This window comes from Streptomyces sp. SAI-135, assembly GCF_029893805.1.
In the GTDB taxonomy this organism is placed as follows: domain Bacteria; phylum Actinomycetota; class Actinomycetes; order Streptomycetales; family Streptomycetaceae; genus Streptomyces.
In genome coordinates this window covers 1107656-1132522 of record NZ_JARXYP010000002.1, presented here as the reverse complement: position 1 = coordinate 1132522, position 24867 = coordinate 1107656, and the positions used below count along the sequence as shown (strand labels likewise).

Genomic DNA, 24867 nt, shown 5'->3' with positions numbered 1-24867 from the left:
GCACCAGGAGCCTCAGGAGTCCTCCATGCCCCTGCGCGCCAGACAGCGTTGTCACGCCGTTCTCGCCGCCCTCGTCACCCTCACCGCGACGGCCCTCCTGGCCGCCGCACCGCCGGCCTCCGCCGCGGACACCTGGACCGAGGCCGGTTCCGACCGCGCCAACCCGCTCACCGAGAGCCAGGGCCTCACCTCGGTCGAGGTCCCCGCCGGTTCCGCCAACCGGTACACCGGCATCGGCACCATCCCGATCGGCGTCTCCACCCGCGGCTGGAACCACGTGGGCGACCCCGACGCCTCCTACGACGGCCACTACATCGAGCCCTACCAGGCCGACTCCGGCACCGCGAAGATGTACCGCGTCCAGGCGCCGAACGGGGCCTGGTCCGAGTACGTCCACACCCTCGGCCCGGGCGAGGCGCTCAACAACTCCTGGGTCGCCGTCTCGCCGGACGGACAGTGGATGCTCTCCGGCGAGTGGGGCACCATGACCCGCTTCCTGGTCTTCCCGACGCCCGGCGTCAACGCGAGCACCTCGCCCTCGGCCAACCTCCCGCAGGCGGCGACCGTCACCCTCGACCACGCCGTCCGGGACGTACAGGGCTGCGACTTCCTGAGCGCCACCCGGCTGCTGTGCTCCTCCGACGACCCGGCGGGCACGCTCTTCGGCTACACCAAGCCGCTCCTCCAGATCGACCTGAGCGCCGCCCCCACCGGCTCGGCGAACGTCTCCGGGCATGTCACGGCACTGCGCCAACTGCCCCTCAGGAGCTCCTGCTCGGGCGAGTTCGAGGCGGAGGGCATCGACTACGACCGCCGTACCGGGACCCTGCGGGTGATCGTCGTCTCGCCCGGCTTCTGTGTCCTGACGGACAGCAAGACCTACCGCCTCACCAGGAGTTGAGCCCCTGACGGGCGGGTGCCGGCCCTCGCGGAAATGGGGGTCGGCACCGATGGCGGGCCCCGGGGGCCGGATGCGACGGTGGCACGAACACCCCACCGGAGAAAGGGAGATCGCGCATCCATCCCCGTGAAACACAGCACGCCCGTCCCTCCGCGCCCCCGGGCGAGGTGACCCGTGGGACACGCTGACACCCTCCTCGCGATGGGCGGCGCGTTCCTGGCCGCCGCCTTCCTCGCCCGCCTCGGCGGCCGGATCGGACTGCCGACCATTCCGCTGTTCATGCTCGCCGGCATCCTGCTCGGCCCGCACACCCCCGGCCCGGTCCTGGTCGAGGACGCGCACGACTTCGAGATGCTCTCGGCGCTCGGCCTGGTGCTGCTGCTCTTCTACCTGGGCCTGGAGTTCCACGTCGACGACCTGCGCACCGGCGGCCGGCGCCTGCTCGCGGCGGGCGGGATCTACCTCGTGGCGAACGTCGGCGCCGGTCTCGGCTTCGGGTTCGCGCTGGGCTGGGGCGGCCGTGAGGCGCTGGTGCTCGCCGGGGTCCTCGGCATCTCCTCGTCCGCGATCGTCACGAAGGTCCTCATCGACCTGGGACGGATCGGCCGTCCCGAGACCCGGCTGATCCTCGGCGTGATCGTGGTGGAGGACATCTTCCTCGCGCTCTACCTCGCCGCGCTCCAGCCGGTCGTCAGCGGCGCGCGCGGCCCGGTGGAGGTGCTCCTCCAGGCGGGCAGGGCCTTCGGTTTCCTGCTGGTGCTGGCCGCCGCCGCCCGGTACGGGACGCGCTGGATCGGCCGGCTGGTGCAGGTCCGGGACGACGAACTCCTGGTCATCAGCTTCCTCGGCGCCGCGGTGTTCGTCGCCGGGGTGTCCGAGGTGCTCGGCGTCGCCGACGCCATCGGCGCCTTCATGGTGGGGCTGATCCTGGCCGGCACACCCTCCGGCCCCCGCATCCGCCGACTGGTGCATCCACTGCGTGACGCCTTCGCCGCCATCTTCTTCTTCGCCTTCGGACTGTCCGTCGACCCGGGCGTCCTGACGTCGGTCGCCGGGCCCGTCGCCGCGGCGGTCGTCGTGACGGTGGTCATGAACGTCGTCGCCGGCGTGCTCGTCGCCCGCCTGCACGGCTACGGCACCCAGGCCGCCGCCGACATTGCCGCGACCCTCCTGGCCCGTGGTGAATTCGCCCTGGTTCTCGGGGCGATGGCGGCCGGCGCGGGCCTCGACGCACGTCTGGCGCCGTTCATCGCCGGGTATGTCCTCATCCTGGCCGTTCTCGGCCCCGTGGCCGCGGGGCGGGCCCGACTGCCGGCCCTGGCGCCGGGTGCACGTCGTGCCCGGAAGCAGGAGGACGACCCCGCACCCGCGCCCGTCTCCGCCGCGCTGGGGGCGGACGCCGAACGCTAGGGGCCGTATGAAGGAGGAGTCATGCGCCCGCCCGACGACGAACACCTGATCGATCTCGCGGCACGGCTGGAGCGTGACGACCCGCGGTTCGCCCGCGCGCTGGGCGCGGGCCGTCCCGCCCGGCCCCGCGAGTACCGGCGCGCGGGCGCCTGGGGGACCCTGGCCGTCGCCCTGACCCTCCTGGCCTCGGGCATGGCCCTGCCCGAGGGCATCCTCGTGGCCACGGGGCTGGTGCTTGCCGGAATCGCCGTCCCGCTGTTCGACCCGCACCGGGACCGGCCTCCGCGCTGACACCGTCGCCGGTAGTGCTCCGGGAAAGGTGGTGCTTTTCTGGGGGTGTGGCGCGGCTCGCGGGGAACCCGGCGGTCCGGTCATCGCCACGAGAGGAGCGACCACGATGGATCGTGAGCGAGCGCACGACGAGTCCGTCTCGCTGGAGATCAGCGGATGCAGCGCGGAGGACGCCCGGATCGTCTTCGACACGCTGAACACGTGCTTCGAGTCGGACCGGGGCGCCGACGAGGTGCCACAGCAGTTGCACGAGACCCGGCCGATGGTGTGGCTGGGGACCTTCGAAGTGACCGAGGCGCGGTCGTGCCCCCCGCCCGCGCGGTTGTCGGCCTCCGTGGAGGCCGACGCGCAGGGCGGGTACTGGGCCATCGAGAGGCTTCGCGAGACGCTGGACTCGATGTTCACGGTGCGGGACCTCGCTTCGGCGTCCGGCGACCAGGAACGGGAACTGCATGTGCGGCTGGAGAGCCGCTGACCGTCCGCACCGCAGCCGTGGCCGGGCGCGCCCTCGTCTTTTCCGGGGGCGCGCCCGGCCGACCGGTGTCCCCCGCACTTCCGCGGGCGCGCCGGGCCGACCGGTGCTCAGCCCTGCCGCACCGGCACCACCACCATCTCGGCGACGTTGACGTTCGGCGGGGCCGCCGCCGCGAAGGCGATGGCTTCCGCGATGTCCGTCGCGGTCAGGGGCGTCAGGCCGGCACGCATACGGGACAGGGACTCCCGGGTCCCGGCGTCCCGCATGTCCGCGCCCAGCTCGGTGGCCGTGACCCCGGGCTCGATGTTCTTCACCCGGACCCCGCGCGGGCCGAGCTCGGCCCGCAGATTGCGCGTGAGGTGGGCGACGGCCGCCTTGGTGGCGCAGTAGACGGACCAGTCGGGGAAGAGGAGATGGCCGCCCACCGAGCCGACGTGGACGAGGTCCGCACGGCCGCCGCCGGAGGCCGTGGCGAGCAGGCCGTCGGTGAAGGCGCGGGCGGTGTGCAGCAGAGCCCGCAGGTTGACGTCGATCATGCGGTCCCACTCGTCGGTCCCGGCCCGTTCGAAGGGGGCGCCGAGCATGACGCCGGCGTTGGCCACGACCAGGTCGACGGTGCCGAGCGTCCCGGTGACGGTGGCGGCCGCCCCCGCTACCGCCTCGGCGTCGGTCAGGTCCACGGCGACCGGCAGGATCCGTCCGTCGGCGGTACGGGCCAGCTCGTCGGCCAGGTCCTTGAGCCGGTCCTCGCGGCGGCCCAGCAGGGCGACGCTCGCTCCGCCGGCGACTAGGCGGCGTGCCGTGGCCGCGCCGATCCCGCTGGACGCGCCGGTGACGACCGCGATGCGGTGGGTGAGGTTCCAGGTGTCTGTCATGCCGTCCACGGTGGGGCCGGTGCAGGGCCCTGACCAGGCCGTACCGCCCCGAGGAGAGCGGATCGTAGGAGTACCGCGGCCACCTTGCGGACTCCCGCGGGACGGCGGCCGGACCTAGGGTCGACGGTATGGACACCGACAACCGGCTCGGCCTCTTCCTGCGTGCCCGCCGCGCCCTGGTACGGCCCGAGGACGCGGGGCTGCCGGCCGGGAGCCGGCGCCGGGTGGCGGGCCTGCGCCGCGAGGAGGTCGCGGTGCTGGCTGGGGTCAGCACCGACTACTACGTCCGCCTGGAACAGGGCCGCGAGCGCAACCCCTCGGCGCAGGTCGTCGACGCCCTGGCCCGGGTCCTCGGCCTGGAGGAGGACGCGGCCGACCATCTGCACCGCCTGGCCCGCCCCGCCGCGAGCAGGCCACGTCCGCGGCCGGAAGCGGTCGGCCCCGCCCTGCTGCGGATGATGGCGGGCTGGCACCGCACCCCGGCCGTGGTGCTCGGCCGCTGTCTGACCGTCCTCGCCCACAACGTCCTGGGCGGCGCCCTGTTCGCGGGCCACGCCCACAGCGGCGATCTGCCGCGACTGGTCTTCCTCGACCCCGACGCCCGGGACTTCTACCCGGACTGGGAGTCCGTGGCCATGAACACCGTGGCCGCGCTGCGGGCCGGTGCCGAAGCCGCCCGCGACGACCCGCGGATGATCACCACGGTCGGTGAACTCTCCCTGCGCAGCGAGGAGTTCCGCGAGCTCTGGGCCCGCCACGACATCCGCCGCAAGACCCGCGAGAGCAAACGTTTCCGGCATCCGCTGGTCGGTGAGCTGACCCTCGACTACGAGGCGCTGACCGTCAACAGTGCCCCCGGCCAGCAGCTGGTCGTCTACCAGGCCGAGCCGGGCAGCCCGTCGGAACAGGCGCTCGCCCTGCTGGGCAGCCTCGCCGCGGCCGAGGCCCCCACGGACCGGACGGCCGACACCTGAGGGCGCCACGTGGCCCGGATCACCCGGGCTCCTTTGTGCAACTAGTTGCATAAGAGTGTCGCGGTCCTCTACAACAGAGGGGCACGAGACCGCCATGGAGGGGCCCGATGAGCCGTTACCCGCATCTGCTGAACCCGCTCGACCTGGGCTTCACCACGCTGCCCAACCGCGTCCTCATGGGCTCCATGCACATCGGTCTGGAGGAGGCCGAGCGCGGCTTCGAGCGCATGGCCGCCTTCTACGCGGAGCGGGCGCGCGGGGGAGTGGGCCTGATCGTCACCGGCGGTATCGCGCCCAACGACGAGGGTCGGCCCGCCGAGGGCGGCGCCAAGCTCACCACGGAGGCGGAGGCCGAGCAGCACCGGACCGTCACCGGGGCCGTGCACCGCGAGGGCGGCCGGATCGCCCTGCAGATCCTGCACTTCGGCCGGTACGCCTACCACCGCGACCTCGTCGCCCCGAGCCCCCTCCAGGCGCCGATCAGCCCCTTCGTACCCCGCGAACTCACCGACGCCGAGGTCGAGCGGACCGTCGACGACTACGCCCGCACCGCCCGCCTCGCCCGGCAGGCCGGCTACGACGGCGTGGAGATCATGGGCTCCGAGGGCTACCTCATCAACGAGTTCATCGCCGCCCGGACCAACCACCGCACCGACCGCTGGGGCGGCTCGTACGAGAACCGCATGCGCTTCCCGGTGGAGATCGTGCGCCGGGTGCGCGAGGCCGTCGGCGAGGACTTCATCATCGTCTACCGGCTGTCCATGCTGGACCTCGTCCCGGGCGGCTCCACGCTCGACGAGGTGATCACCCTCGCCAAGGCCGTCGAGGCCGCCGGGGCCACGATCATCAACACCGGCATCGGCTGGCACGAGGCCCGCATCCCCACCATCGCGACCTCGGTGCCGCGCGGCGCCTACACCTGGGTGACGAAGCGGCTCATGGGCGAGGTGTCGGTCCCGCTCGTGACCACCAACCGCATCAACACCCCCGAACTGGCCGAGGAGTTGCTCGCCGACGGGTACGCGGACATGGTGTCGATGGCCCGCCCGATGCTCGCCGACCCGGAGTTCGTGAACAAGGCCGCCGCCGGGACACCCGAGGCGATCAACACCTGCATCGGCTGCAACCAGGCCTGCCTCGACCACACCTTCAGCGGGAAGATCACCTCCTGCCTGGTCAACCCGCGCGCCTGCCACGAGACCGAGCTGGTGCTGGCCCCGACCCGGCTGAAGAAGCGCGTCGCGGTCGTCGGAGCCGGCCCGGCCGGTCTCGCCTGCGCGGTCTCCGCCGCCGAACGCGGCCACCAGGTCACCCTCTTCGACGCCGCGAGCGAGATCGGCGGCCAGCTGAACGTCGCCCGCAAGGTCCCCGGCAAGCAGGAGTTCGACGAGACGCTCCGCTACTTCCGCAACCGGCTCGACGCCCACGGCGTCGACGTACGGCTCAACACCCCGGTGTCCGCGGGCGACTTGACGGACTACGACGAGGTCGTCGTGGCCACCGGCGTCACCCCGCGCACCCCCGACGTCCCCGGCGTCGACCACCCGAGCGTGGTCGGCTACCTCGACGTCCTGCGCGACAACGCGCCCGTCGGCGACCGGGTCGCGATCCTCGGCGCCGGCGGCATCGGCTTCGACGTCGCCGAGTTCCTCACCGACAGCGGCGACAAGGCGCACGAGAACCCCGAGACGTACTTCCGCCAGTGGGGCGTCGACATGGACTACACGGCACCCGGCGGACTCGCGGCCCCCGAACGCCCCGCCCCGCCGCGCACCGTCCACCTCCTCCAGCGCAAGACCAGCAAGGTCGGCGCCGGGCTCGGCAAGACCACCGGCTGGATCCACCGCGCCGAGCTCAAGCACCGGGGCGTCACCATGGTCCCGGGAGTGCGCTACGACCGCATCGACGACGCCGGACTGCATGTCACCGTCGGCGAGGAGAGCACGGTCCTGGAGGTCGACACCATCGTGCTGTGCACCGGGCAGGAACCGCGCCGGGACCTGTACGAGGAGCTCGTCGCCGCGGGCCGCAGCGCGCACCTGATCGGCGGTGCCGACGTGGCCGCCGAGCTGGACGCCAAGCGGGCGATCAAGCAGGGCACCGAGGTCGCGGCCGCCCTCTGAGGGCCGTCCCTAGGATGAGTCCATGTCACTCCCGCACGCGATCCTCACCGCACTGCTCGAAAGGCCGTCGGCGGGGCTGGACCTGACCCGACGGTTCGACAGGTCGATCGGCTACTTCTGGTCGGCCTCGCACCAGCAGATCTATCGCGAGCTGGGAAAACTGGAGGCCGAGGGACACATCCGGGCCATCGCGGAGGACCGGCCGACCCGCGGGCAGAAGAAGAGGTACGAGGTCCTGCCCGCGGGCCGCGCCGAACTCGAACGCTGGACGGCCGCGGCGCAGGACCCCAAGCCGCACCGGGACGCCCTGCTGCTGCGGCTGCGGGCGGCGGCCGTCGTCGGCACCGAGGGCCTCGAAGCCGACCTGCGCCGCCATCTCGACCTCCATCGGCGGCAGTTGGCCGAGTACGAGGAGATCGAGCAGCGCGACTTCCCGCCCGGCAGTGACAGCGCGCAGGCCAGGCTTCAGCACCTGGTCCTGCGCGCGGGCATCGAGCTGGAGACCTTCTGGACGCAGTGGCTCACCGAGGCGCTGGACGCCTTCGCCGAACTGCCCGGTGAACAGGCGCCGTAGCGTCAGAGGCGGTACGGGCGCGAGCGGCGGCGCAGGAACCACCCGGCGGCCACCGCGCCGACCGCCACCAGGCCGCCGCCGGCCACCAGCGTCAGGGTGCCGTAGTCCTCGGTGCCGCCGCCCAGGCCGCCCATCACACCGCGGGACGGGGAAGCCGTGGCCGTCGCCGAGATCGTGGGCGTGGCCGACCCCGAGACGATGATCGACTGGGTGCCCGCCGTGCTGTTGTTGTAGGCGCACATCACGATGACGGTGTACGTCCCGGGGCTCACGCTCGACCAGGCCGCGGACTGCAACGAGGTGGTCCCCGACAGGGCCACCTGGCGGCCCTGGCTGAAGTTCGCCTGGCTGCTGGTGAGGAGCGAGGCGGTGCCCCAGCCGCCGGTGGCGGCGGTGCGGGAGCAGGCCGTGGTGGTGACGGAGACCGTCGATCCGGAGGTGCTCACGGAGATGCCCGATGCCGCGGCGGCCGGCCCGGCGGTCAGGGCGAGCGGCAGCGCGGCGACGGCCGCGACGGTCAGGCCGGAGCGGAGAAGTAGCTGTTCAGTGCGCATGGACTGCCCTCCGGCGGCACGGTTGGCGGTACATCCGTGGCGCCGCCGAGGTGGGGGAAGTCCGTGCTGCCTCAGGGACAGCCAATGTGCCCCGGGCCCGGCCCGCACGCGGAGCTGCGCCGGACAGGTGACGGACCGCTCCGTCCGACCGCGCGGCCGTGACCGGCCGTCAGGGGTGGGCCGTGGCGCCCGTCGTCACCGACCGCTCCGCCGACAGGCCGCCCCAGGTGCCGTCGGGCAGCCGCGCCCGGATCCGCACCCGGTGCCTCTCCCCGGCCGCACGCCCCAGGTAGAAGCCGTACGTCGCCCTCCCGCTCGGCGGCGTCCCGCCGAACACGAGCGAGGTGGCCGGCCTGCCGTCGAGACGGACCTGGTACTCCGTGACGACCCCGTCCGTCCGGGGCGGTGTCCAGGACAGGTCGAGGTAGTACGCGCCGTCGGCGTCCCGCCGGGTGCTCGCGCGGAAGTCGGTCGGTGCCGTGTCCCGCCCGTCGTCGGTGCCCGCGGTGGTCAGACGGACGGTGTCCCCGGCCGGTGACAGGTTGTCCGCCGCGTCCCGGGCCCGGACGGTGAAGGAGTAGCGGGTGCCCGGCCGCAGCCCGGTGACCACGGCCGCCGTCTGCTCGCCGCCCACACTGTGGATCTTCGTGCTGCCCTGATAGATGTCGTACGACACCACGTCCCGGTCGTCCGCCGAGGCGGCCCAGCTCAGCTGGACGGCCCGGCTGCCCGCCGTCCGGCCCCGCAGCCCGCCGGGGCGGGTCGGGGCCGAGCGGTCCGCCGCCGTGGCCGCCGGAGTCGTGGCCCGCACCTCCTGGCTGGGCGGGCCGAGACGCCCCTCGGTGTCGCGGGCCCGCACGGTGAAGACGTACGAGGTGGCGGGCTTGAGCCTGACGACATCCACCATGTGCCGCGCACCCGGCACATCCTCGACCTTGGTGGTGCCGCGATATACCTCGTAGCGCTCGACTCCCGCGCCGGCGGCGTTCCACATCACATGCACGCTGGTCGCGCTGCCCGCGGCGGCGGTGACGCCCAACGGGGCGGTGGGCAGCCGCCCGCTCTCGCCGTCGTCAGGTCCGGCCCATCCGCAGGAGACGACGAGGACGAGAGCGGCACACAGGAACAGCGGTACCGGAACGCCTCGCACGTCTCTGCCCTCCCGGAACGACCCCACCGCAATGGTCCGGACCAATATGCCGCCGGGTGCCTGCGCGCGGCAAGAGGGCCGACCGTGGGCGGCGGCCCCGGAAGCGTTACGTATGCTGAGGACCTTCACGGCCGAACTCGCCACGAAAAACCCGGAGTTCGTGCCGCCGGCGCGGACCGCTGTCGTCGCTGTCCCCGCGCCGCACGGGTGGCCGGGAGGCCGGGGTTCGTCGAGGGCCCGGGCCCCCGGCCCCTGCCCCGTCCGGCCCCTCTGCGGTGGCCTCCCGGCTGAAGCGGCATCAGATTGGGCTGAGTGCCCGTCAATGCCCCCCGAGGAGAGGGTCCCTCATCGTGCGTGTCCAGTCGCTGACGCTGGCCGCGGCAAGTGCCGCTCTGCTCGCCCCGACGACATCCCCCGCCGTGGAGCCCGTCGCCGGCCTGCCGGGGCCGGTGGTGCGGCGCGAGGGGCAGGTCGCCGCCGCCGACCTGCTGGCCAGGACGCGCACGTGCGAACCCGTCTCACGCGGCCGCTACCGCAGTGACGACGGCACGGCCGCGACCATCCCGGTCTGCGGCACCAAGGAGGCCGTCTTCTGGAAGGCCGACATGGACATCGACTGCGACGGCCGGCCCGGCAGCCGCTGCAACCGGCGCACCGACCCGCTGTTCTCCGACACCACCGCCTTCCAGCAGTCCGACGGCCGTTACCTGAGTGCCGAGCGGCTGCCCTACATCGTGGTGCCGGCCCCGAGCCGGATCTGGGACTACCGAGCGCACGGGGTGCGCGGCGGCGCGGTCGCGGCCGTCGTGTTCGGGGACCGGGTGCAGTACGCCGTGGTCGGTGACGTGGGGCCCGGCAACATCATCGGCGAGGCGTCCTACGCCACCGCCAAGGCCCTCGGCATCCGGCCCGACCCGCGCGGCGGCGGCACGCCCTCCGGCGTCACCTACGTCGTCTTCAGGAACACGCAGGTGAAGCCGATCGAGGACCATGCCGCCGCCGTCGCCACGGGGGAACGTCTCGCGAGACTGTTCGTGCAGGAGAAATGATCCCGCCGTGAGCCGCCGTGAGCCGCCGTGAGCCGCCGTGAGCCGCCGTGAGCCGCCGTGAGCCGCCGGAGCGCCGACTCCGGCCGGCCGTCGTGGGCAGGGGCGGCGGTCACACCTTGCGGTAGCCGTACGCCTCCGCGGCCGCCGCCTCCACCGCCGCGAGGTCCGCCCCGGTGGCCGCCGTGACGACCGCGGCCACCGCGCCCTCGACGAAGGGGGCGTCCACCAGCCGTGTGCCCGCCGGGAGTTCGTCCCCCTCCGCCAGCAGCGCCTTGACGGTGAGCACCGCACTGCCGAGGTCCGTCAGGACGGCGACCCCGGCGCCCCGGTCCACGGCGGCGGCCGCACCGGCGATCAGCTCCGCACTCGTGCCGAGCCCGCCGCCCTCGGTGCCCCCGGCCGCGGCGACGGGCACCTCCGTGCCGCCGCCCGCGAGTCCCTTCGCCAGCTCCGCCACGGACGCGGCCACCTCCGCGCTGTGCGACACCAGCACGATCCCGACCAGCTTCCCGTCACTCACCAGCGGCCTCCGCGAGTGCGGCGATCAGCAGGGCGGCCGAGGTCGCGCCCGGGTCCTGGTGCCCGATGCTGCGCTCGCCGAGATAACTCGCCCGGCCCTTGCGGGCCTGCAACGGCGTGGTGGCCAGGGCACCTTCCTCGGCGGCCGTCCGTGCCGCGGCGAAGCCGGAGCCGAGCGCCTCGACGGCCGGCACCAGGGCGTCGACCATGGTCTTGTCGCCCGGGGCGGCCCCGCCCAGCGTCATGACCGCCTCCACCCCCGCCCGCAGCGCGTCGGTGAGCTGCTCGGCACTGACCTCGGCGGCGTCCCCGAGCGCCTTGCCGGTCCGCCGCAGCAGGGTTCCGTACAGGGGCCCCGAAGCACCGCCCACCGTCGAGATGAGCGTGCGGCCGGCCAGGACGGCGACCGCGCCGGGCGTGTCCGGGGCCTCCTTCTCCAGGGCCGTGCCGACAGCGGTGAAACCGCGCTGGAGGTTGCTGCCGTGGTCGGCGTCCCCGATGGGGGAGTCGAGGGCGGTGAGCCGTTCCGCCTCACGGTCGACAGAGGCGGCGGTCGCCGTCATCCAACGGCGGAAGAAGTCGGCGTCGAGCACTGGATCTCCTTGCATGGTCGGTACGTTGATCGCTTGCTCACACTCCCCAGCGCAGCCCCGGCGTCCGCACCGGCGCGTCCCACAGGCGCAGCAGCTCCTCGTCCACCTGGCACAGGGTGACCGAGGCACCGGCCATGTCGAGCGAGGTGACGTAGTTGCCGACCAGGGTGCGGGCCACGGCGACCCCGCGGTCGGCGAGCACCCGCTGCACCTCGGCGTTGAATCCGTACAGCTCCAGGAGCGGGGTGGCTCCCATGCCGTTGACCAGGACGAGCACGGGGTTGCGCGGGCTCATGTCGTCCAGGATCGCGTGCACCGAGAAGTCGGCGATCTCGCGCGAGGTCATCATCGCCCGGCGTTCCCGGCCGGGCTCGCCGTGGATGCCGACGCCGAGCTCCAGCTCACCGGCCGGGAGGTCGAAGGTGGGACTGCCCTTGGCGGGCGTGGTGCACGCGCTCAGCGCGACACCGAAGCTGCGGGAGCTCTCGTTGATCTGCCGGGCGACCGCCTCGACCCGCTCCAGCGGCTGCCCCTCCTCCGCCGCGGCCCCCGCGATCTTCTCCACGAACAGCGTGGCGCCGGTGCCCCGCCGGCCGGCCGTGTAGAGGCTGTCGGTCACCGCCACGTCGTCGTTGACCAGCACCTTGGCGACCTGGATGCCCTCGTCCTCGGCGAGTTCGGCCGCCATGTCGAAGTTGAGCACGTCACCCGTGTAGTTCTTCACGATGAACAGCACCCCCGCCCCGCTGTCCACGGCGGCCGCCGCCCGCACCATCTGGTCCGGCACCGGAGAGGTGAACACCTCGCCGGGACAGGCCGCGGAGAGCATGCCGGGTCCGACGAAACCGCCGTGCAGCGGCTCGTGCCCGGAGCCGCCGCCGGAGATCAGGGCGACCTTCCCCGCCACGGGGGCGTCCCGCCGTACGATCACCCGGTTCTCGACGTCCACGGTCAACTCCGGATGGGCGGCCGCCATCCCGCGCAGGGCGTCCGCGACCACGGTTTCCGGGACGTTGATCAGCATCTTCATGGCTACCTCCGGGTGGAGCGAGGGATGGGCTCGTGGTCTGCGTTCTAACAGTTTGGGACCGGTGTGGCCAGTAGGCGATCTTGGCGGTTTGCGGCGGCCGGAAGCAGGAGTGCCCCTATGGGCAGTATCGGCCTTGTGGCAGTGCAGGTCACGGGGGCGGAGGAACCCGGGCGTGCCCGGTGCCCATCGAAACGGAGCCGGCCGCAACTGCGTCGCCGTCTCCCGGCGTCCACGGCCGTGAACCCCTTGTCGTGCGCGGCTTCGCGCTCTCTTCCGCATCTCGCCCGGGTCATGGACCTCGCCCGGCACGCCGGAGCCATCGGCGGATCGACATCCAGATGCGGGTGATCCGGTTCCTGCCCGACTGCCCGACTGCCCGACTGCCCGACTGCCCGACTGCCCGTCGATCCTGCTGGTCGACGACGAGGAGCGTGAGGGAGGACCGTGCCTCCGGGACCCAGCTGTGCGGCCACTTCAGCAGCCTGTTCGGCCGGCTGAAGACCAAGTCGCTCCCCGTCGTCAAGGTCAGGGTGTGAGCACCGCGCCCGGCGTGCCGGCCGCCGCCGGATAGCCGACCGTCTGCGCCGGCGCCACCTGGCCACGGCGTCCTCGGGGGGAAGGAAGAAAGCCCTCCAGGGTTACGGGAGTTCGGCGGACCCGTCGGGTGGAGAGGGCGTCAGCCCCGCAGCGGATTGGCGCGGGCCGCGGCCAGGAGGTACCAGGCGGTGGCGCCGGTGTGCCGGTAGGGGTAGTAGCCGAACCCGAAACCGGTGTCGAGCGGGCTGCTCGCCGAGACGACCCCGGAGCGGGTCGGCAGGGCCGCGCCGCCGACGGCCTGGGCGCCGCCGAGGAGGTCCTGGGCGCGCTCGACCGAGGCGAGCAGGCGGCGGGCGCGCTTCTCGTCACCGGCGTGTCCCCGGTGGCGCAGCGCGAGTGCGAGGTGGGCGGTGCCCTCGAACCACACGCCGTTGCGGTCCGGTCTGGGCTGGCCGTCGGCGATGGGGGCGCCCTCGTTCGCCAGCAGGCTCGCGGAGCTGAAGGTGACACCCGCGTACGACTGACCGGAGGGAACCGTGCTGTTGGGGCGGTCGGCCGTGTCCAGCACGGCCAGCTCGCTCGCGGCCCAGTCGAGGGAGCGGGAGTGGGCCGGGGAGGCGAGGGCGAGATGGGTCCAGGTCTGGGTGTCCTCCGGGACCGGCGACCTGTTGATCGTCACGCCGTCGTTGGTGCCGGTGTAGAAGAAGCCCCCCGAGGGCTCCCACATCTTCTCGACGAAGGCCCTGGCACGCGCCCGACGCTCCCGCCAGACCGGGTCCCCGGTCAGCCGGGCGAGCCGCCCGAACAGGCCGACCAGGTCGGTGTTGTGCTCGGTCGAGGTGAAGGGCAGTTTCCGGTCGGCCCCGTCGACCCCGAACTTGTAACCGCCCAGCGGTTCGTCGGTCCGCGCCACCCGCTCGATCCACTCACCGACGCGCACCGCGCCGGTCAGGAACCGCCGCTCCCCGGTCCGCCCGGCGAGCGCGGCGAGCGCGATGCCGGCCCACGCCATGTCGCCCACGGCGGTGCCGGTGAAGCCGAACTGCGAGCCGACGTTGGCCGTGCCGTCCGCCCGGACGAACCCGTCCGGCTGCGGGGAGCCGTCGTAGAAGGTGTACGGCCCCACGTTGTAGGCCTGTCGCAGCCGGTCGTCGTCGTACACCGGGTCGTGCGCCTGGGCGTACAGCAGCGCGTCACCGAGGGCCACGGCCCGCGACTCGCCCGCGGGGGAGGTGAGATGGGCCAGGACCGCGAGGGCGTTGTCGTACGTGAACGCCGTGCTGAACAGTCCCGCCTGGTCCGTGTAGCTCTGGGTCAGCCGGATCGTTCCGTGGTCAGGGTAGGCGTCCATGGCGGCGGCCAGGAACGCCCGCGCGCGGCGGGGTGCGGAGGCCGCGGACGTGCCCTGGGCCGCCTGCGCGGTACCGGCGCCGGCCGCGGCGAGCACCGCGACTCCGAGGCCGGCCCCGACGAGCGTACGACGGCTGAAGGGTGGGCGGGGGCTGCCGTTCATGGGTCTCCTCGGGGTTACGGGCCGCGGGTTTGAGAGCGCTCTCAAAGGGCGGGGTCATTCTGCTGTGGTGCCGGGGGCGGGTCAACGTCTGGGAGGGGAGAAGCAGTTGGCGGCGGCTGCCGATCCGGGGGTTCGCGGACGGCGCGGGTGGTCGTCGGTCCCCGGACGCCCTCACGCCGGGCCCGGAGGGATCAGCCGGCCGTGGGCGATGAGGGACGCGGCCTGTTTGAGGCGGCGGACGCGGATGCTGACGCTGTAGGCGTCGATGCCGGGGACGGCCGCGACGCGTGTGGTGAGGTAGCGGTAGAGGTCCTCCAGATCGGCTTCTTCGTCCTGCTCAGCCTCTACTTCGGGACACCTCCTTCGCCGGTTCCGGCGTGCGGCGAGCCTGCGGGTGTGGGACGGGCCAGAGCCGTGGGTGCAGGGAGGGCGGTCGAGCACGGCGGTGGAGCCGGGCGCCCACGGTCGATCGGGTCGTCCGGTGCTTCTGGTCGGGCCGGGCTTGGTTGCCTGTCAGGAGTGCGGGCTCAGGAACTCTCCGGAGCCGGGTGGACAGACAAGGGGGAAGCCCGGCCTCGCGCAGGGCCGACGCCCGCCACACCGGCGCCCGGTGCTTCCGCAAGGGGCGCGGGCCGGTGCTTCAGCGGGGCAGGGCGACGCGCGACCGGTCGTTGGCCATGTCACCCCCTGGGTACCCGCAGGGCATGAGCACCCCCTTCCCGCCCCACGCACTGCACGACTACGCGCTGCTGGCCGACGGTGAGCGCGGGGCGCTCATCGGGCCCGACGGCGCCATCGCGTGGCTGTGTGCGCCCACCTGGCACGACGAGGCGGTCTTCGCCGGTCTGGTCGGTGGGCGGGGCGTGTACGCCGTCACTCCCGCCGGGCGGTACGTCTTCGGCGGCTACTACGAAGAGGGCACGCTCATCTGGCGCAGCCGCTGGGTCACCGACGGCGGGATCGTCGAGTGCCGTGAGGCGCTGGCCTTCCCCGGCGACCCGGACCGGCTCGTCCTGCTGCGGCAGCTGCGCGCGGTGGACGGCCCCGCCCGGGTCTCCGTCGTCCTGGACCCGCGCAGCGGCTACGGCGCGACACCGGTCGACCCGGGCTCGGTGCGCCGTGGCGACGACGGGGTGTGGGAGCTGCGCACCGGCCGGCACCGGCTGCGCTGGCAGGGAGCACCACGGGCCGTCGCGGGGGAGCGGGGTCTGACCGGGGAGATCGAGCTGGAGCCCGGCGAGCGGCACGACCTGGTCCTGGAGTGCGCCGTCTCCCCCCTCCCGGCGGAGGCACCGAAGCCCGAGCAGGCCTGGGCCGCCACCGAAGCCGCCTGGCACGAGACGGTCCCCGCGCTCGGCAATACCGTCGCCCCCCGCGACGCACGCCGGGCCTACGCCGTCCTGCGCGGCCTCACCACCCGGGGCGGCGGCATGGTCGCGGCGGCCACCACCAGCCTCCCCGAGCGCGCCGAGGAGGGCCGCAACTACGACTACCGGTACGTGTGGATCCGCGACCAGAGCTACGCCGGCCAGGCCGCCGCCGCCGTCGGCGCCCACGACCTCCTCGACAACGCCGTCGGCTTCGTCACCGCGCGCCTGCACGCGGACGGGTCCCGCCTGGCCCCGGCCTACACCGTGCACGGCGATCCCGTGCCCGCGCAGCGCGCACTCGACCTGCCCGGCTACCCGGGCGGCTTCGACCGCGTCGGCAACCAGGTCCGCGAGCAGTTCCAGCTCGACTGCTTCGGCGAGGCGCTGCTCCTGCTCGCGGCCGCCGAACGCCACGGGCGGCTGGACGAGGGCCACTGGAAGGCCGTGGAGATCGCCGTGCGGGCGGTCGCCGAGCGGTGGCGTCGACCCGACGCGGGGATCTGGGAGCTGAGCGACCGGATGTGGACCCACAGCCGGCTGATCTGCGTCGCGGGTCTGCGGGCCGTGGCCGCGGCGGCGCCCCGCCATCCGCTCGCCGAGACCTGCACCTCCCTGGCCGACACGCTCCTCGACGCCACCGAGCGGACCTGCCTCCACCCCGACGGCCACTGGCAGCGCACCCCCGACGACCCGTCCGTGGACGCCGCCCTGCTGCTGCCCGGCGTACGCGGTGCCCTGCCCGCCGCCGATCCGCGCACCCGGGCCACCCTCGCCGCGTGTCGCAGGGAACTGGCCGACGACCACTTCCTGTACCGCTTCCGCCACGACGAGCGCCCGCTGGAAGAGGCGGAGGGCGCGTTCCTGCTGTGCGGGTTCGTCATGGCGCTCGCCGAGCACCAGCAGGGCCGGACCGCCGAGGCGTACCGCTGGTTCGAACGCAACCGGGGCGGCTGCGGGGCCTCGGGGCTGTACGCCGAGGAGTTCGACATCGCCCAGCGTCAGCTGCGCGGCAACCTCCCGCAGGCCTTCGTCCACGCACTGCTGCTGGAGGCGGCCGCCCGGCTCGGTGAATGAGCGGGCGCCCGCCTCCAGCGGTTTCGCAGCTGTGTTCGAGGATTACCGGAAGGCCTGCGCGACACGGTCCGCGACACGGCCGTGGACCTCAGCCGCCTCCCGGCCCGCCGCTGCCGAACGAGCCGCTGCTGCCCTCGTTCCAACGCGGCCGTTCCTGTCCCGACCCGGTCCGGGTCGGGCTGTTGCCGTGGTTGGGCATTTCGTGCGGGGTCAGCCGGGTGTCGCCCCTGGGCACCTCGTCGGGCTCCCGGTGCTCCCTGACCTCACGGACCGGCCCGCTGTCGGGAAGCCTCGGCTGTTCCTCGGGCGTGGGCGGGCGCGACTCGCGGCGCCTGACACGGGAGCCCAGGAAGAAGGCGCCGATCAGCACCGCCACGACCACCACACCCGCGGCGATCACTCCGGCCGCGAGGCCGCCCCGGCCCGCGGCCAGGTCCATCCATTCGCTGTTCAGGGCTTGGTTCATGTCACGCGAGTACCCCCGGACCCCCGAGCGAACCGACCTGCCCCGCAGTCCCGGAAACCCCCGGGAACTCCGGGTTTGGCGGCCCCGGCCCCGGCTACCCGCCCGGTGTGACGACTTCGACTTCTCAGCAGGAGCTCTTCCGATTCCTGGAGGACCGCTTCGCGTGCGCCCAGGCGTGCACCGAGTGCGCACGGGCCTGTGCGCTGCGCGCGAGCCTGGTCGATCCGGACGGGACCGAGGAGCAGGAACTACTGCGCCGCAAGGGCATCATGTGCGCCGAGGTGTGCGACGCCACCTGCCGGGTGCTCTCCGAGGAGAACCACCTCGACGAGGCCGGTATCCGCGTGCAGCTGGAATGGTGCCGCTCGGTCTGCCTGGAGTGCGCGCAGGTCCTCGACCGGCACCCCGGCGCGGAGGCCGCGGCCAAGGCGTGCCGCGAGTGCGCCCAGGCGTGCTCGGACTTCATGGCGACCCTGGTCTGAAACACGCCCCTCAGGCGCCGGAGAGACCCCTCCTGACCGTTCCCAATTTCTGGAACACGTTCTACGGTGTGCGCCGTCAGGACCGGTCCCGGGGAGCCTGGAGGCGCCGTGCATCTCGACCACACGCCCGAGCAGCAGCGGCTGCGCACCGAACTGCGCGCCTACTTCGCCGATCTGGTCCCGGACAACGCGCACGCCCGCTTCACCGACCGGGACGCCCAGAAGCGCTTCTACCGCGACACCATCCGCCGTCTCGGCGCCGACGGCTGGCTCGGGGTGGGCTGGCCGAAGGAGTACGGCGGCCGCGGCCTGACCGCGATGGAACAGTTCATCTTCTTCGACGAGGCCGCCCAGGCCGGCGTGCCGCTGCCGCTGATGGCCCTCAACACCGTCGGGCCGACGATCATGCAGTACGGCACCGAGGAGCAGAAGTCCTGGTTCCTGCCGCGGATCCTCTCCGGTGAGATCGACTTCGCGATCGGCTACAGCGAGCCCGGCGCGGGCACCGACCTGGCCTCCCTGAAGACCCGCGCGGTACGGGACGGCGACGAGTACGTCGTCAACGGACACAAGATCTGGACCACCAACGGCGACACCGCCGACTGGGTCTGGCTCGCCGTGCGCACCGACCCCGGCGCCCCGCCGCACAAGGGCATCACCATGCTCCTGATGCCGACGACCGACCCCGGCTACTCCTGCACCGTCATCAACACCCTCGCCTCGCACGACACCACGGCCAGCTACTACGAGAACGTCCGTGTCCCCGTCTCCCACCGGGTCGGCGAGGAGAACCAGGGCTGGCGGCTGATCACCAACCAGCTCAACCACGAGCGCGTCACCCTGGCCGCCCACGGCACCATGGCGATCCGCGCCCTGCACAACGTCCAGCGCTGGGCCATGGAGACCAAGCTCGCCGACGGCCGCCGGGTGATCGACCTGCCGTGGGTGCGCCGCCGCCTCGCCCAGACCCACACCAGGCTCGACGCCCTCAAACTCCTCAACTGGCGCATGGTCAACGCCGTTCAGGACGGCACCCTGACCCCACAGGACGCCTCCGCGGTCAAGGTCTACGGCTCCGAGGCACGCCGGGACGCCTACGCGTGGCTCATGGAGATCGTCGCGGCGGCCGGCGCCCTGAAGGAGGGCTCGGCGGGTGACGTCCTGCACGGCGAACTGGAACGCGGCTACCGCTCGGCGGTGATCTTCACCTTCGGCGGCGGCAACAACGAGATCCAGCGGGAGATCATCTCGTGGATCGGTCTGGGTATGCCGCGGGTCCGGCGTTAGCCTGCGGGCATGGGTGATCCCGGACTGTTCACACCGAACTCGGTGACCTGGCAGATGCACGGCGACCCGATGATGTGGGTCGCCGGGATCCGCGCGCTCTACCTCCAGGCACTGCACCCGCGCGCGGTGCGCGGAGTCATACAGAACTCCGACTTCCGGCGCGACGCCTGGGGCCGGCTGATGCGTACCGCGAACTTCGTCGGCACCACGACCTACGGCACCACCGAGGCCGCCGAGAAGGCCGGCGCCCGGGTCCGGAAGATCCACCGCATGCTCGGCGCGACCGACCCCGACACCGGCGAACGCTACGGCGTCGACGAACCCGGACTCCTGCTGTGGGTGCACTGCGCCGAGATCGACTCCTACCTCCAGGTCGCCCGCCGCTCCGGCTTCCGCCTCACCGACGAGCAGGCCGACCGGTACATCGCCGAACACCGGGTCAGCGCCCGGCTGGTGGGCCTCGACCCCGAGGCCGTACCCGCGAACCAGGCGGAGATGAGCGCCTACTTCGAGAAGGTGCTCCCCGAACTCGCCGCCACGCCCGAGGCCCGCGAGGTGGACGACTTCCTGCTCCGCCCGCCGACGCACCCCCTGCTCGTTCCGGCGCGCGAGGTGCTGTGGAGGCGCGTGGCGCACCTGGCGTACGCCGCCCTGCCGCCGTACGCCCACGAGCTGTACGGCAGGAAGGCCCCCGAACCCGCGACCGTGACCCGTCAGTTGCGCGCCACCGGCACCCTGCTGCGCTGCGTTCCCGCACGTGTGCGCTGGCAACTCCCGCCCAAACACATCCTCCGTGCCATGGCTCGGCTCGGCCCGGGCAGCCGTCCCGCCCCGTACAAACTCGGACGATAGGTCGCCATACTGGACAGGCCAGGGGAGGCGGGGCGAGTTCGACGGGGGCGGTCGCGGACGATGGGGGACAGCAGGCTCATCCAGGGGCGGTACCGACTGCTCGATCTGATCGGGCGCGGGGGCATGGGCGAGGTGTGGCGGGCCCGCGACGAGTCGCTGGGCCGCCAGGTCGCCGTGAAGTGCCTCAAGCCGCTGGGCGGGCAGCACGACCAGACCTTCACCCGGGTCCTGCGGGAGCGGTTCCGGCGCGAGGCCCGGGTGGCCGCCGCGCTCAGCCACCGCGGGGTGACCGTCGTCCATGACTTCGGCGAGTCCGACGGCGTCCTCTACCTGGTGATGGAACTCCTGGAGGGGCGCAACCTCAGCCAGCTCCTGGACGACAACGAACAGCACCCCCTGCCCGTGTCCGACGTCGTCGACATCGCCGACCAGGTCGCCGCCGCCCTCGCCTACACCCATCAGCAGGGCATCGTGCACCGCGACCTGAAGCCGGCCAACATCGTCCGCCTCACCGACGGCACCGTGAAGATCTGCGACTTCGGCATCGCCCGGCTCGGCCACGACGTCGACTTCACCTCCCGGCTGACCGGCACCGGCATCGCGATGGGCACCCCGCACTACATGTCGCCGGAGCAGATAGGGGGTGCGGAGGTCGACCAGCGCAGCGACCTGTACTCCCTGGGGTGCGTGCTGTACGAGATCGCCACCGGGGCACCGCCGTTCGACCTGGAGGACGCGTGGGCGATCCTCGTCGGCCACCGCGACACCCCGCCCCGGCCGCCGCGCAGCCACCGCGCCGAACTCCCCGAGTACCTCGACAGGGTCATCCTCGACCTGCTGGCCAAACAGCCCGGACAACGCCCGCACGACGCACGCGAGCTGGGCCGCCGGATCACCCTGGGCCGCACCACACCGGCGTACGTGCCCACCGTGGTGACCCCGCGGCCCGACCTCCGGCCGCCGCAGCCTGACCGTCCCCGCGAGACCCGGCTGCCGTCCTGGACCCGGGGCATGACCACCGGCCACAAGGCCACCGGCGCCGGCCTGGTCACCACACCCCCGGACGCCGGGGCCGCCCTCACCGGCGAGTGGATCGCCCGCCCCGCCACCGGCCGCACGGAGGAGCCGGTGCCTGCCGGGCCGCCCGCACCCTCCGCGCAGGCCCTGACGGCCCTCGCCGGCCGGCACAACGCGGGGCTCAGCCTCGGGCGCCTGGGCCGCTGGGCCGAGGCGGGCGAGGTGCACCGCGCGGTCGCCGCCGAACGTGAGCACCTCCTCGGCCCCGACCATCCCGACACCCTCGCCAGCCACTACGAGGTCGCCTTCACGCTCAGCCGCACCGGCCGCGCCGCCGACGCCCTGCGCGAGTACAAGCACGTGGCCGCCGCCAGGACCCGCATCCTGGGTGCCGACCACCCCGACACCCTGGCCGCCCGTCAGGAGATGGCGTACGTCCTCGGTCAGCTGGGCCGCCACTTCGACGCCCACCAGGTCTACAACTCGGTGCTCGCCGCCCGCGAGCGCGAGATGGGCCCGGACCACCCGGACACCCTGCGCTGCCGCCACAACCTCGCCTTCAACCTCTCCCGGCTCGGCCGTCTGGAGGACTCCTACCGCATGGCCTGCGAGGTGGCGGCCGCGCGCGCCCGGGTGCTGGGCCCCCACCACCCCGACACCCTCGTCACCCGCTACGAGGTCGCCTACGCGCTCGGCCAGTTGGGCCGCTGGGCGGAAGCCCTGGGGACCTACCACGAGGTCGCCGAGGCCCGCGCCCAGGCCCTCGGCCCCGACCACCCCGACACCCTCGCCGCCCGCTACGAGGTCGGCATCAGCCTCGGCCGCCTGGGCCGCAGCGCGGAAGCGCTCCGGCTCTACCGCGACCTGATCGAGGACCGCACCCGCGTCCACGGCCCCGCCCACCCCGAGACCCTGCGCGCCCGCCACGGCCTCGGCGTCAACCTCGGCCGCCTCGGACGCTGGGAGGAGGCCCTCGCCGAGTCCCGGGACGTGTGCGCGATCCGAGCCCGGGTCCTGGGCCACGACCACCCCGACACCCTGGTCAGCCGCCGCGAGGTGGCCGTGGGTCTCGGCTGGCTGGGCCGCTGGACGGACGCCCTCACCGAGTACCGCACCGTGGCCGGCGCCCGCGAACGCGTCCTCGGCGCCGACCACCCCGACACCCTCGCCAGCCGCAACGACGAGGCCCACTGCCTGGAACAGCTCGGCCGGGCCGCCGAGGCGGTCGAGCTCTACCGTCAGGTCGCCGTGCTGAGGCAGCAGCGGGCCGGCGGAGCGCGGTGACCGGCGAGCGGGGCTGTGGGTCGACTGCCACCCACCTCTGGCCGACCTAGATCATCACGTGTTACGAAGAACCATGCCTGCACACGAGGGACACCACCGCCGCTACGACGCCGTCATCGTCGGCGGGGGCCACAACGGACTGGTCGCCGCCGCCTATCTGGCCCGGGCCGGGCGATCCGTGCTCGTCCTGGAGCGGCTCGGCAACACCGGGGGAGCCGCCGTGTCCACGCGGCCCTTCGCGGGGGTGGACGCCCGGCTGTCGCGCTACTCGTACCTGGTCAGCCTGCTGCCCAGGAAGATCGTCCGCGATCTCGGCCTGGACTTCCGCGTCCGGACCCGCAACGTCTCCTCGTACACCCCCGTCGAACGCGACGGCAGGCCGACCGGGCTGCTCGTCGGCGGCGGCGAGCGCCGCACCCGGGAGGCCTTCGCCCGGCTCACCGGAGGCGAACGCGAGTACCAGGCGTGGCAGCGGTTCTACGCCATGACGGGCCGCGTCGCGCAGCGGATCTTCCCCACCCTGACCGAGCCCCTGCCCACCCGGGACGAGCTGAGGCTGCGGGTGGACGACGAGGAGGCCTGGCGGGTCCTGTTCGAGGAGCCGATCGGGGTCGCCGTGGAGGACCGCTTCGCCGACGACCTGGTCCGGGGCGTGGTCCTGACCGACGCGCTCATCGGCACCTTCGCCGACGCCCACGACCCCTCCCTCAAGCAGAACCGCTGCTTCCTCTACCACGTGATCGGCGGCGGCACCGGCGCCTGGGACGTGCCCGTCGGCGGCATGGGCGCCCTCACCGACGCGCTGGCCGGCGCGGCACGGCAGGCCGGCGCGGTCCTCGCCACCGGACACGAGGTCGTCGGGATCTCCTCGGACGGCAGCTCGGCCGAGATCACGTACCGCACCGCCGAGGGCGAGGGCACCGTGGAGGCCCGGCACGTCCTGGTCAACGCCTCCCCGCAGGCCCTCGCCGAGCTCACCGGCGACCGGCCGCCCGCCCCCGCCGAGGGCGCCCAGCTCAAGGTCAACATGCTGCTCAAGCGCCTCCCGCGGCTGCGGGACGGCGAGGTCGACCCGCGCGAGGCGTTCTCCGGCACCTTCCACATCGCCGAGGGCTACCAGGAGCTGGCCACCGCCCACGCCCAGGCCGCGGCGGGCCGGCTCCCCGCGGCACCGCCCTCGGAGATCTACTGCCACTCCCTCACCGATCCGACGATCCTCGGGCCGGACCTCGTCGAGCAGGGCTACCAGACCCTCACCCTGTTCGGACTGCACACCCCGGCCCGGCTCTTCGACCGGGACAACGACACCGTGCGCGAGGAACTCCTGAAGTCGACCCTGGCCCAGCTCGACGCCCACCTCGCCGAGCCGCTGGCCGACTGCCTGGCCACCGACGCGGACGGCCGGCCGTGCATCGAGGCGAAGACCCCGCTCGACCTGGAGCGGGACCTGCGGCTGCCCGGCGGCAACATCTTCCACCGCGAACTGTCCTGGCCGTACGCCGAGGAGGGCACCGGCCGCTGGGGCGTGGAGACCCGGCACGCCAACGTGCTGCTGTGCGGGGCGGGCGCGGTGCGCGGGGGCGGGGTGAGCGGGGTGCCGGGGCACAACGCGGCGATGGCCGTCCTGGAGGACCTCGGCGGCTGACGGCCCCGCCCGCGCGCCGGGCCTCTCAGGCGCGGCTGCCGCCGTCGACCCGGAGCACCACACCGGTGACGTACGAGGCCCGGTCGCTCAGCAGCCAGGCCGCGGCCTCGGCGATCTCGGCCGGGTCGGCACCCCGGCCCAGCGGGGTCTGCGCGACGAGCTGCTCGACGATGCCCGGGGAGTTCGCCTCCCACGCGTCGATCATCTCCGTCAGCGTGGTGCCGGGGGCGACGGCGTTGACCCGGATGCCCTCCGGGCCGTATGTGGCGGCGGCCGACGCGGTCAGGCTGTTGACCGCCCGCTTGGCGGCGCCGTACACGGGCAGCCACGGGTTGGCCATCAGGCTGCCGACACTGGAGTTGTTGACGATCGCGCCGGTGCCGGAGGTGGCCCGGATCGCGGCGACCTCCGCCTTCATGGCCAGCCAGGGGCCCTTGAGGTTGACGGAGACGACATGGTCGAACTCGTCCTCGGACAGCTGGTCCACGGGACCGGGCTGCTGGATGGTCGCCCCGTTGTTGAAGGCCACGTCGAGCCTGCCGTACAGCTCGACGGCCCGGTCCACGGCGGCGCGGACGCTCGCCGGGTCGGACAGGTCGCAGTGCACGTGGTGCGCGGTGCCGCCCGCGGCGCGGATCTCCTCGGTGACCGCCTTGAGTTCGGACTCGGTGCGGGCCGCGAGCAGGACACGGGCGCCCTCGCGGGCGAACAGTCGTGCGGCCGCGGCGCCGATGCCGCGCCCGGCACCGGTGACGAAGGCGACCTTGTCGGCGAGCAGGGGTGTGATCGTGGTGTTGTCCATGCCGACGAGCCTGCGTCCGG

Annotated in this window: 23 protein-coding genes and 1 pseudogene; 14 read left to right on the top strand and 10 right to left on the bottom strand. The window is 73.3% G+C overall.

All coding sequences use genetic code 11. From position 1 onward, the window contains the following. The first annotated feature begins 25 nt into the window (after positions 1-25). The 4 genes from M2163_RS09505 (at position 26) to M2163_RS09490 (ending at position 3077) form a co-directional block, all read left to right on the top strand. Positions 26-901: a hypothetical protein gene (locus M2163_RS09505; RefSeq protein ID WP_280893724.1), complete on the top strand. Its 876-nt coding sequence runs from the start codon at positions 26-28 to the stop codon at positions 899-901. A 174-nt stretch (positions 902-1075) separates the two neighbouring features. Next, positions 1076-2311 carry a cation:proton antiporter gene (locus M2163_RS09500; protein ID WP_280853238.1) on the top strand — a complete coding sequence of 412 codons (1236 nt, stop codon included), beginning with the start codon at positions 1076-1078 and terminating at the stop codon, positions 2309-2311. Positions 2312-2332: 21 nt separating this feature from the next. Beyond that, a complete protein-coding gene (locus M2163_RS09495; RefSeq protein ID WP_280853239.1) occupies positions 2333-2602 on the top strand; it encodes a DUF3040 domain-containing protein in 270 nt (89 codons plus the stop codon). Positions 2603-2708: 106 nt separating this feature from the next. Beyond that, positions 2709-3077: a hypothetical protein gene (locus tag M2163_RS09490; protein ID WP_037718458.1), complete on the top strand. Its 369-nt coding sequence runs from the start codon at positions 2709-2711 to the stop codon at positions 3075-3077. Between the two features lie 107 nt (positions 3078-3184). Here the strand turns inward: M2163_RS09490 and M2163_RS09485 are convergent, their stop codons facing one another. Then, positions 3185-3952, bottom strand: a complete 768-nt coding sequence (locus M2163_RS09485; RefSeq protein WP_280853240.1) for an SDR family oxidoreductase — start codon at positions 3950-3952, stop codon at positions 3185-3187. 128 nt (positions 3953-4080) lie between these two features. Here M2163_RS09485 and M2163_RS09480 point away from each other — a divergent pair, with 128 nt between their 5' ends. The 3 genes from M2163_RS09480 (at position 4081) to M2163_RS09470 (ending at position 7623) form a co-directional block, all read left to right on the top strand. After that, the gene (locus tag M2163_RS09480) at positions 4081-4926 is read left to right on the top strand and encodes a helix-turn-helix transcriptional regulator (RefSeq protein WP_280853241.1); all 846 of its coding nucleotides are present in this window, start codon (positions 4081-4083) and stop codon (positions 4924-4926) included. 107 nt (positions 4927-5033) lie between these two features. Further along, complete coding sequence (locus M2163_RS09475; RefSeq protein WP_280893723.1) at positions 5034-7049, top strand: NADPH-dependent 2,4-dienoyl-CoA reductase; 2016 nt, start codon at positions 5034-5036, stop codon at positions 7047-7049. Positions 7050-7071: 22 nt separating this feature from the next. Then, positions 7072-7623 carry a PadR family transcriptional regulator gene (locus M2163_RS09470; RefSeq protein ID WP_280893722.1) on the top strand — a complete coding sequence of 184 codons (552 nt, stop codon included), beginning with the start codon at positions 7072-7074 and terminating at the stop codon, positions 7621-7623. Between the two features lie 2 nt (positions 7624-7625). Here the strand turns inward: M2163_RS09470 and M2163_RS09465 are convergent, their stop codons facing one another. Together M2163_RS09465 and M2163_RS09460 are read right to left on the bottom strand one after the other, a co-directional pair. Continuing rightward, on the bottom strand, positions 7626-8177 hold the full coding sequence (locus M2163_RS09465) for a hypothetical protein (protein ID WP_280853244.1): 552 nt from the start codon (positions 8175-8177) through the stop codon (positions 7626-7628). A 169-nt stretch (positions 8178-8346) separates the two neighbouring features. Continuing rightward, positions 8347-9327 (bottom strand): fibronectin type III domain-containing protein, encoded by a 981-nt coding sequence (locus tag M2163_RS09460; RefSeq protein ID WP_280893721.1) that lies wholly within the window; start codon positions 9325-9327, stop codon positions 8347-8349. Between the two features lie 350 nt (positions 9328-9677). Here M2163_RS09460 and M2163_RS09455 point away from each other — a divergent pair, with 350 nt between their 5' ends. Then, complete coding sequence (locus M2163_RS09455; RefSeq protein ID WP_280853246.1) at positions 9678-10376, top strand: glycoside hydrolase family 75 protein; 699 nt, start codon at positions 9678-9680, stop codon at positions 10374-10376. A gap of 109 nt (positions 10377-10485) precedes the next feature. Here M2163_RS09455 and M2163_RS09450 read toward each other — a convergent pair whose 3' ends face one another. From M2163_RS09450 to M2163_RS09430, 5 genes and pseudogenes are all read right to left on the bottom strand, one after another. Continuing rightward, on the bottom strand, positions 10486-10896 hold the full coding sequence (locus M2163_RS09450) for a PTS fructose transporter subunit IIA (protein ID WP_280853247.1): 411 nt from the start codon (positions 10894-10896) through the stop codon (positions 10486-10488). Beyond that, positions 10889-11488 (bottom strand): dihydroxyacetone kinase subunit DhaL, encoded by a 600-nt coding sequence (dhaL, locus tag M2163_RS09445; RefSeq protein WP_280897239.1) that lies wholly within the window; start codon positions 11486-11488, stop codon positions 10889-10891. Before dhaL ends, M2163_RS09450 begins: the two co-directional genes overlap by 8 nt. A 37-nt stretch (positions 11489-11525) precedes the next feature. Continuing rightward, on the bottom strand, positions 11526-12518 hold the full coding sequence (gene dhaK / locus M2163_RS09440; RefSeq protein ID WP_280853248.1) for a dihydroxyacetone kinase subunit DhaK: 993 nt from the start codon (positions 12516-12518) through the stop codon (positions 11526-11528). A 676-nt stretch (positions 12519-13194) separates the two neighbouring features. Beyond that, complete coding sequence (locus tag M2163_RS09435; RefSeq protein ID WP_280893720.1) at positions 13195-14568, bottom strand: Tat pathway signal sequence domain protein; 1374 nt, start codon at positions 14566-14568, stop codon at positions 13195-13197. A gap of 171 nt (positions 14569-14739) precedes the next feature. Then, positions 14740-14889: pseudogene (locus M2163_RS09430) on the bottom strand (Lrp/AsnC family transcriptional regulator); the annotation flags it as partial. Between the two features lie 383 nt (positions 14890-15272). Here M2163_RS09430 and M2163_RS09425 point away from each other — a divergent pair. Then, positions 15273-17012 (top strand): glycoside hydrolase family 15 protein, encoded by a 1740-nt coding sequence (locus M2163_RS09425; RefSeq protein WP_280893719.1) that lies wholly within the window; start codon positions 15273-15275, stop codon positions 17010-17012. Positions 17013-17100: 88 nt separating this feature from the next. Here the strand turns inward: M2163_RS09425 and M2163_RS09420 are convergent, their stop codons facing one another. Next, a complete protein-coding gene (locus tag M2163_RS09420) occupies positions 17101-17478 on the bottom strand; it encodes a DUF6479 family protein (protein WP_280853251.1) in 378 nt (125 codons plus the stop codon). Positions 17479-17585: 107 nt separating this feature from the next. On the opposite strand from M2163_RS09420, the gene M2163_RS09415 reads away from it, so the two are divergent. The 5 genes from M2163_RS09415 to M2163_RS09395 all read left to right on the top strand — a co-directional run bounded on the left by M2163_RS09415 (position 17586) and on the right by M2163_RS09395 (position 24045). After that, positions 17586-17960 carry a ferredoxin gene (locus tag M2163_RS09415; RefSeq protein WP_280853252.1) on the top strand — a complete coding sequence of 125 codons (375 nt, stop codon included), beginning with the start codon at positions 17586-17588 and terminating at the stop codon, positions 17958-17960. Positions 17961-18068: 108 nt separating this feature from the next. Continuing rightward, positions 18069-19247: an acyl-CoA dehydrogenase family protein gene (locus M2163_RS09410; protein WP_280893718.1), complete on the top strand. Its 1179-nt coding sequence runs from the start codon at positions 18069-18071 to the stop codon at positions 19245-19247. Positions 19248-19256: 9 nt separating this feature from the next. Next, a complete protein-coding gene (locus M2163_RS09405) occupies positions 19257-20099 on the top strand; it encodes an oxygenase MpaB family protein (RefSeq protein ID WP_280853254.1) in 843 nt (280 codons plus the stop codon). A gap of 60 nt (positions 20100-20159) precedes the next feature. After that, on the top strand, positions 20160-22400 hold the full coding sequence (locus tag M2163_RS09400; protein WP_280853255.1) for a serine/threonine-protein kinase: 2241 nt from the start codon (positions 20160-20162) through the stop codon (positions 22398-22400). 73 nt (positions 22401-22473) lie between these two features. Further along, complete coding sequence (locus tag M2163_RS09395) at positions 22474-24045, top strand: NAD(P)/FAD-dependent oxidoreductase (protein ID WP_280893717.1); 1572 nt, start codon at positions 22474-22476, stop codon at positions 24043-24045. A 25-nt stretch (positions 24046-24070) separates the two neighbouring features. Here M2163_RS09395 and M2163_RS09390 read toward each other — a convergent pair whose 3' ends face one another. Then, positions 24071-24847, bottom strand: coding sequence for a glucose 1-dehydrogenase (locus tag M2163_RS09390; protein WP_280853257.1), 777 nt, complete (start codon positions 24845-24847; stop codon positions 24071-24073). Between the last annotated feature and the right edge of the window lie 20 nt (positions 24848-24867).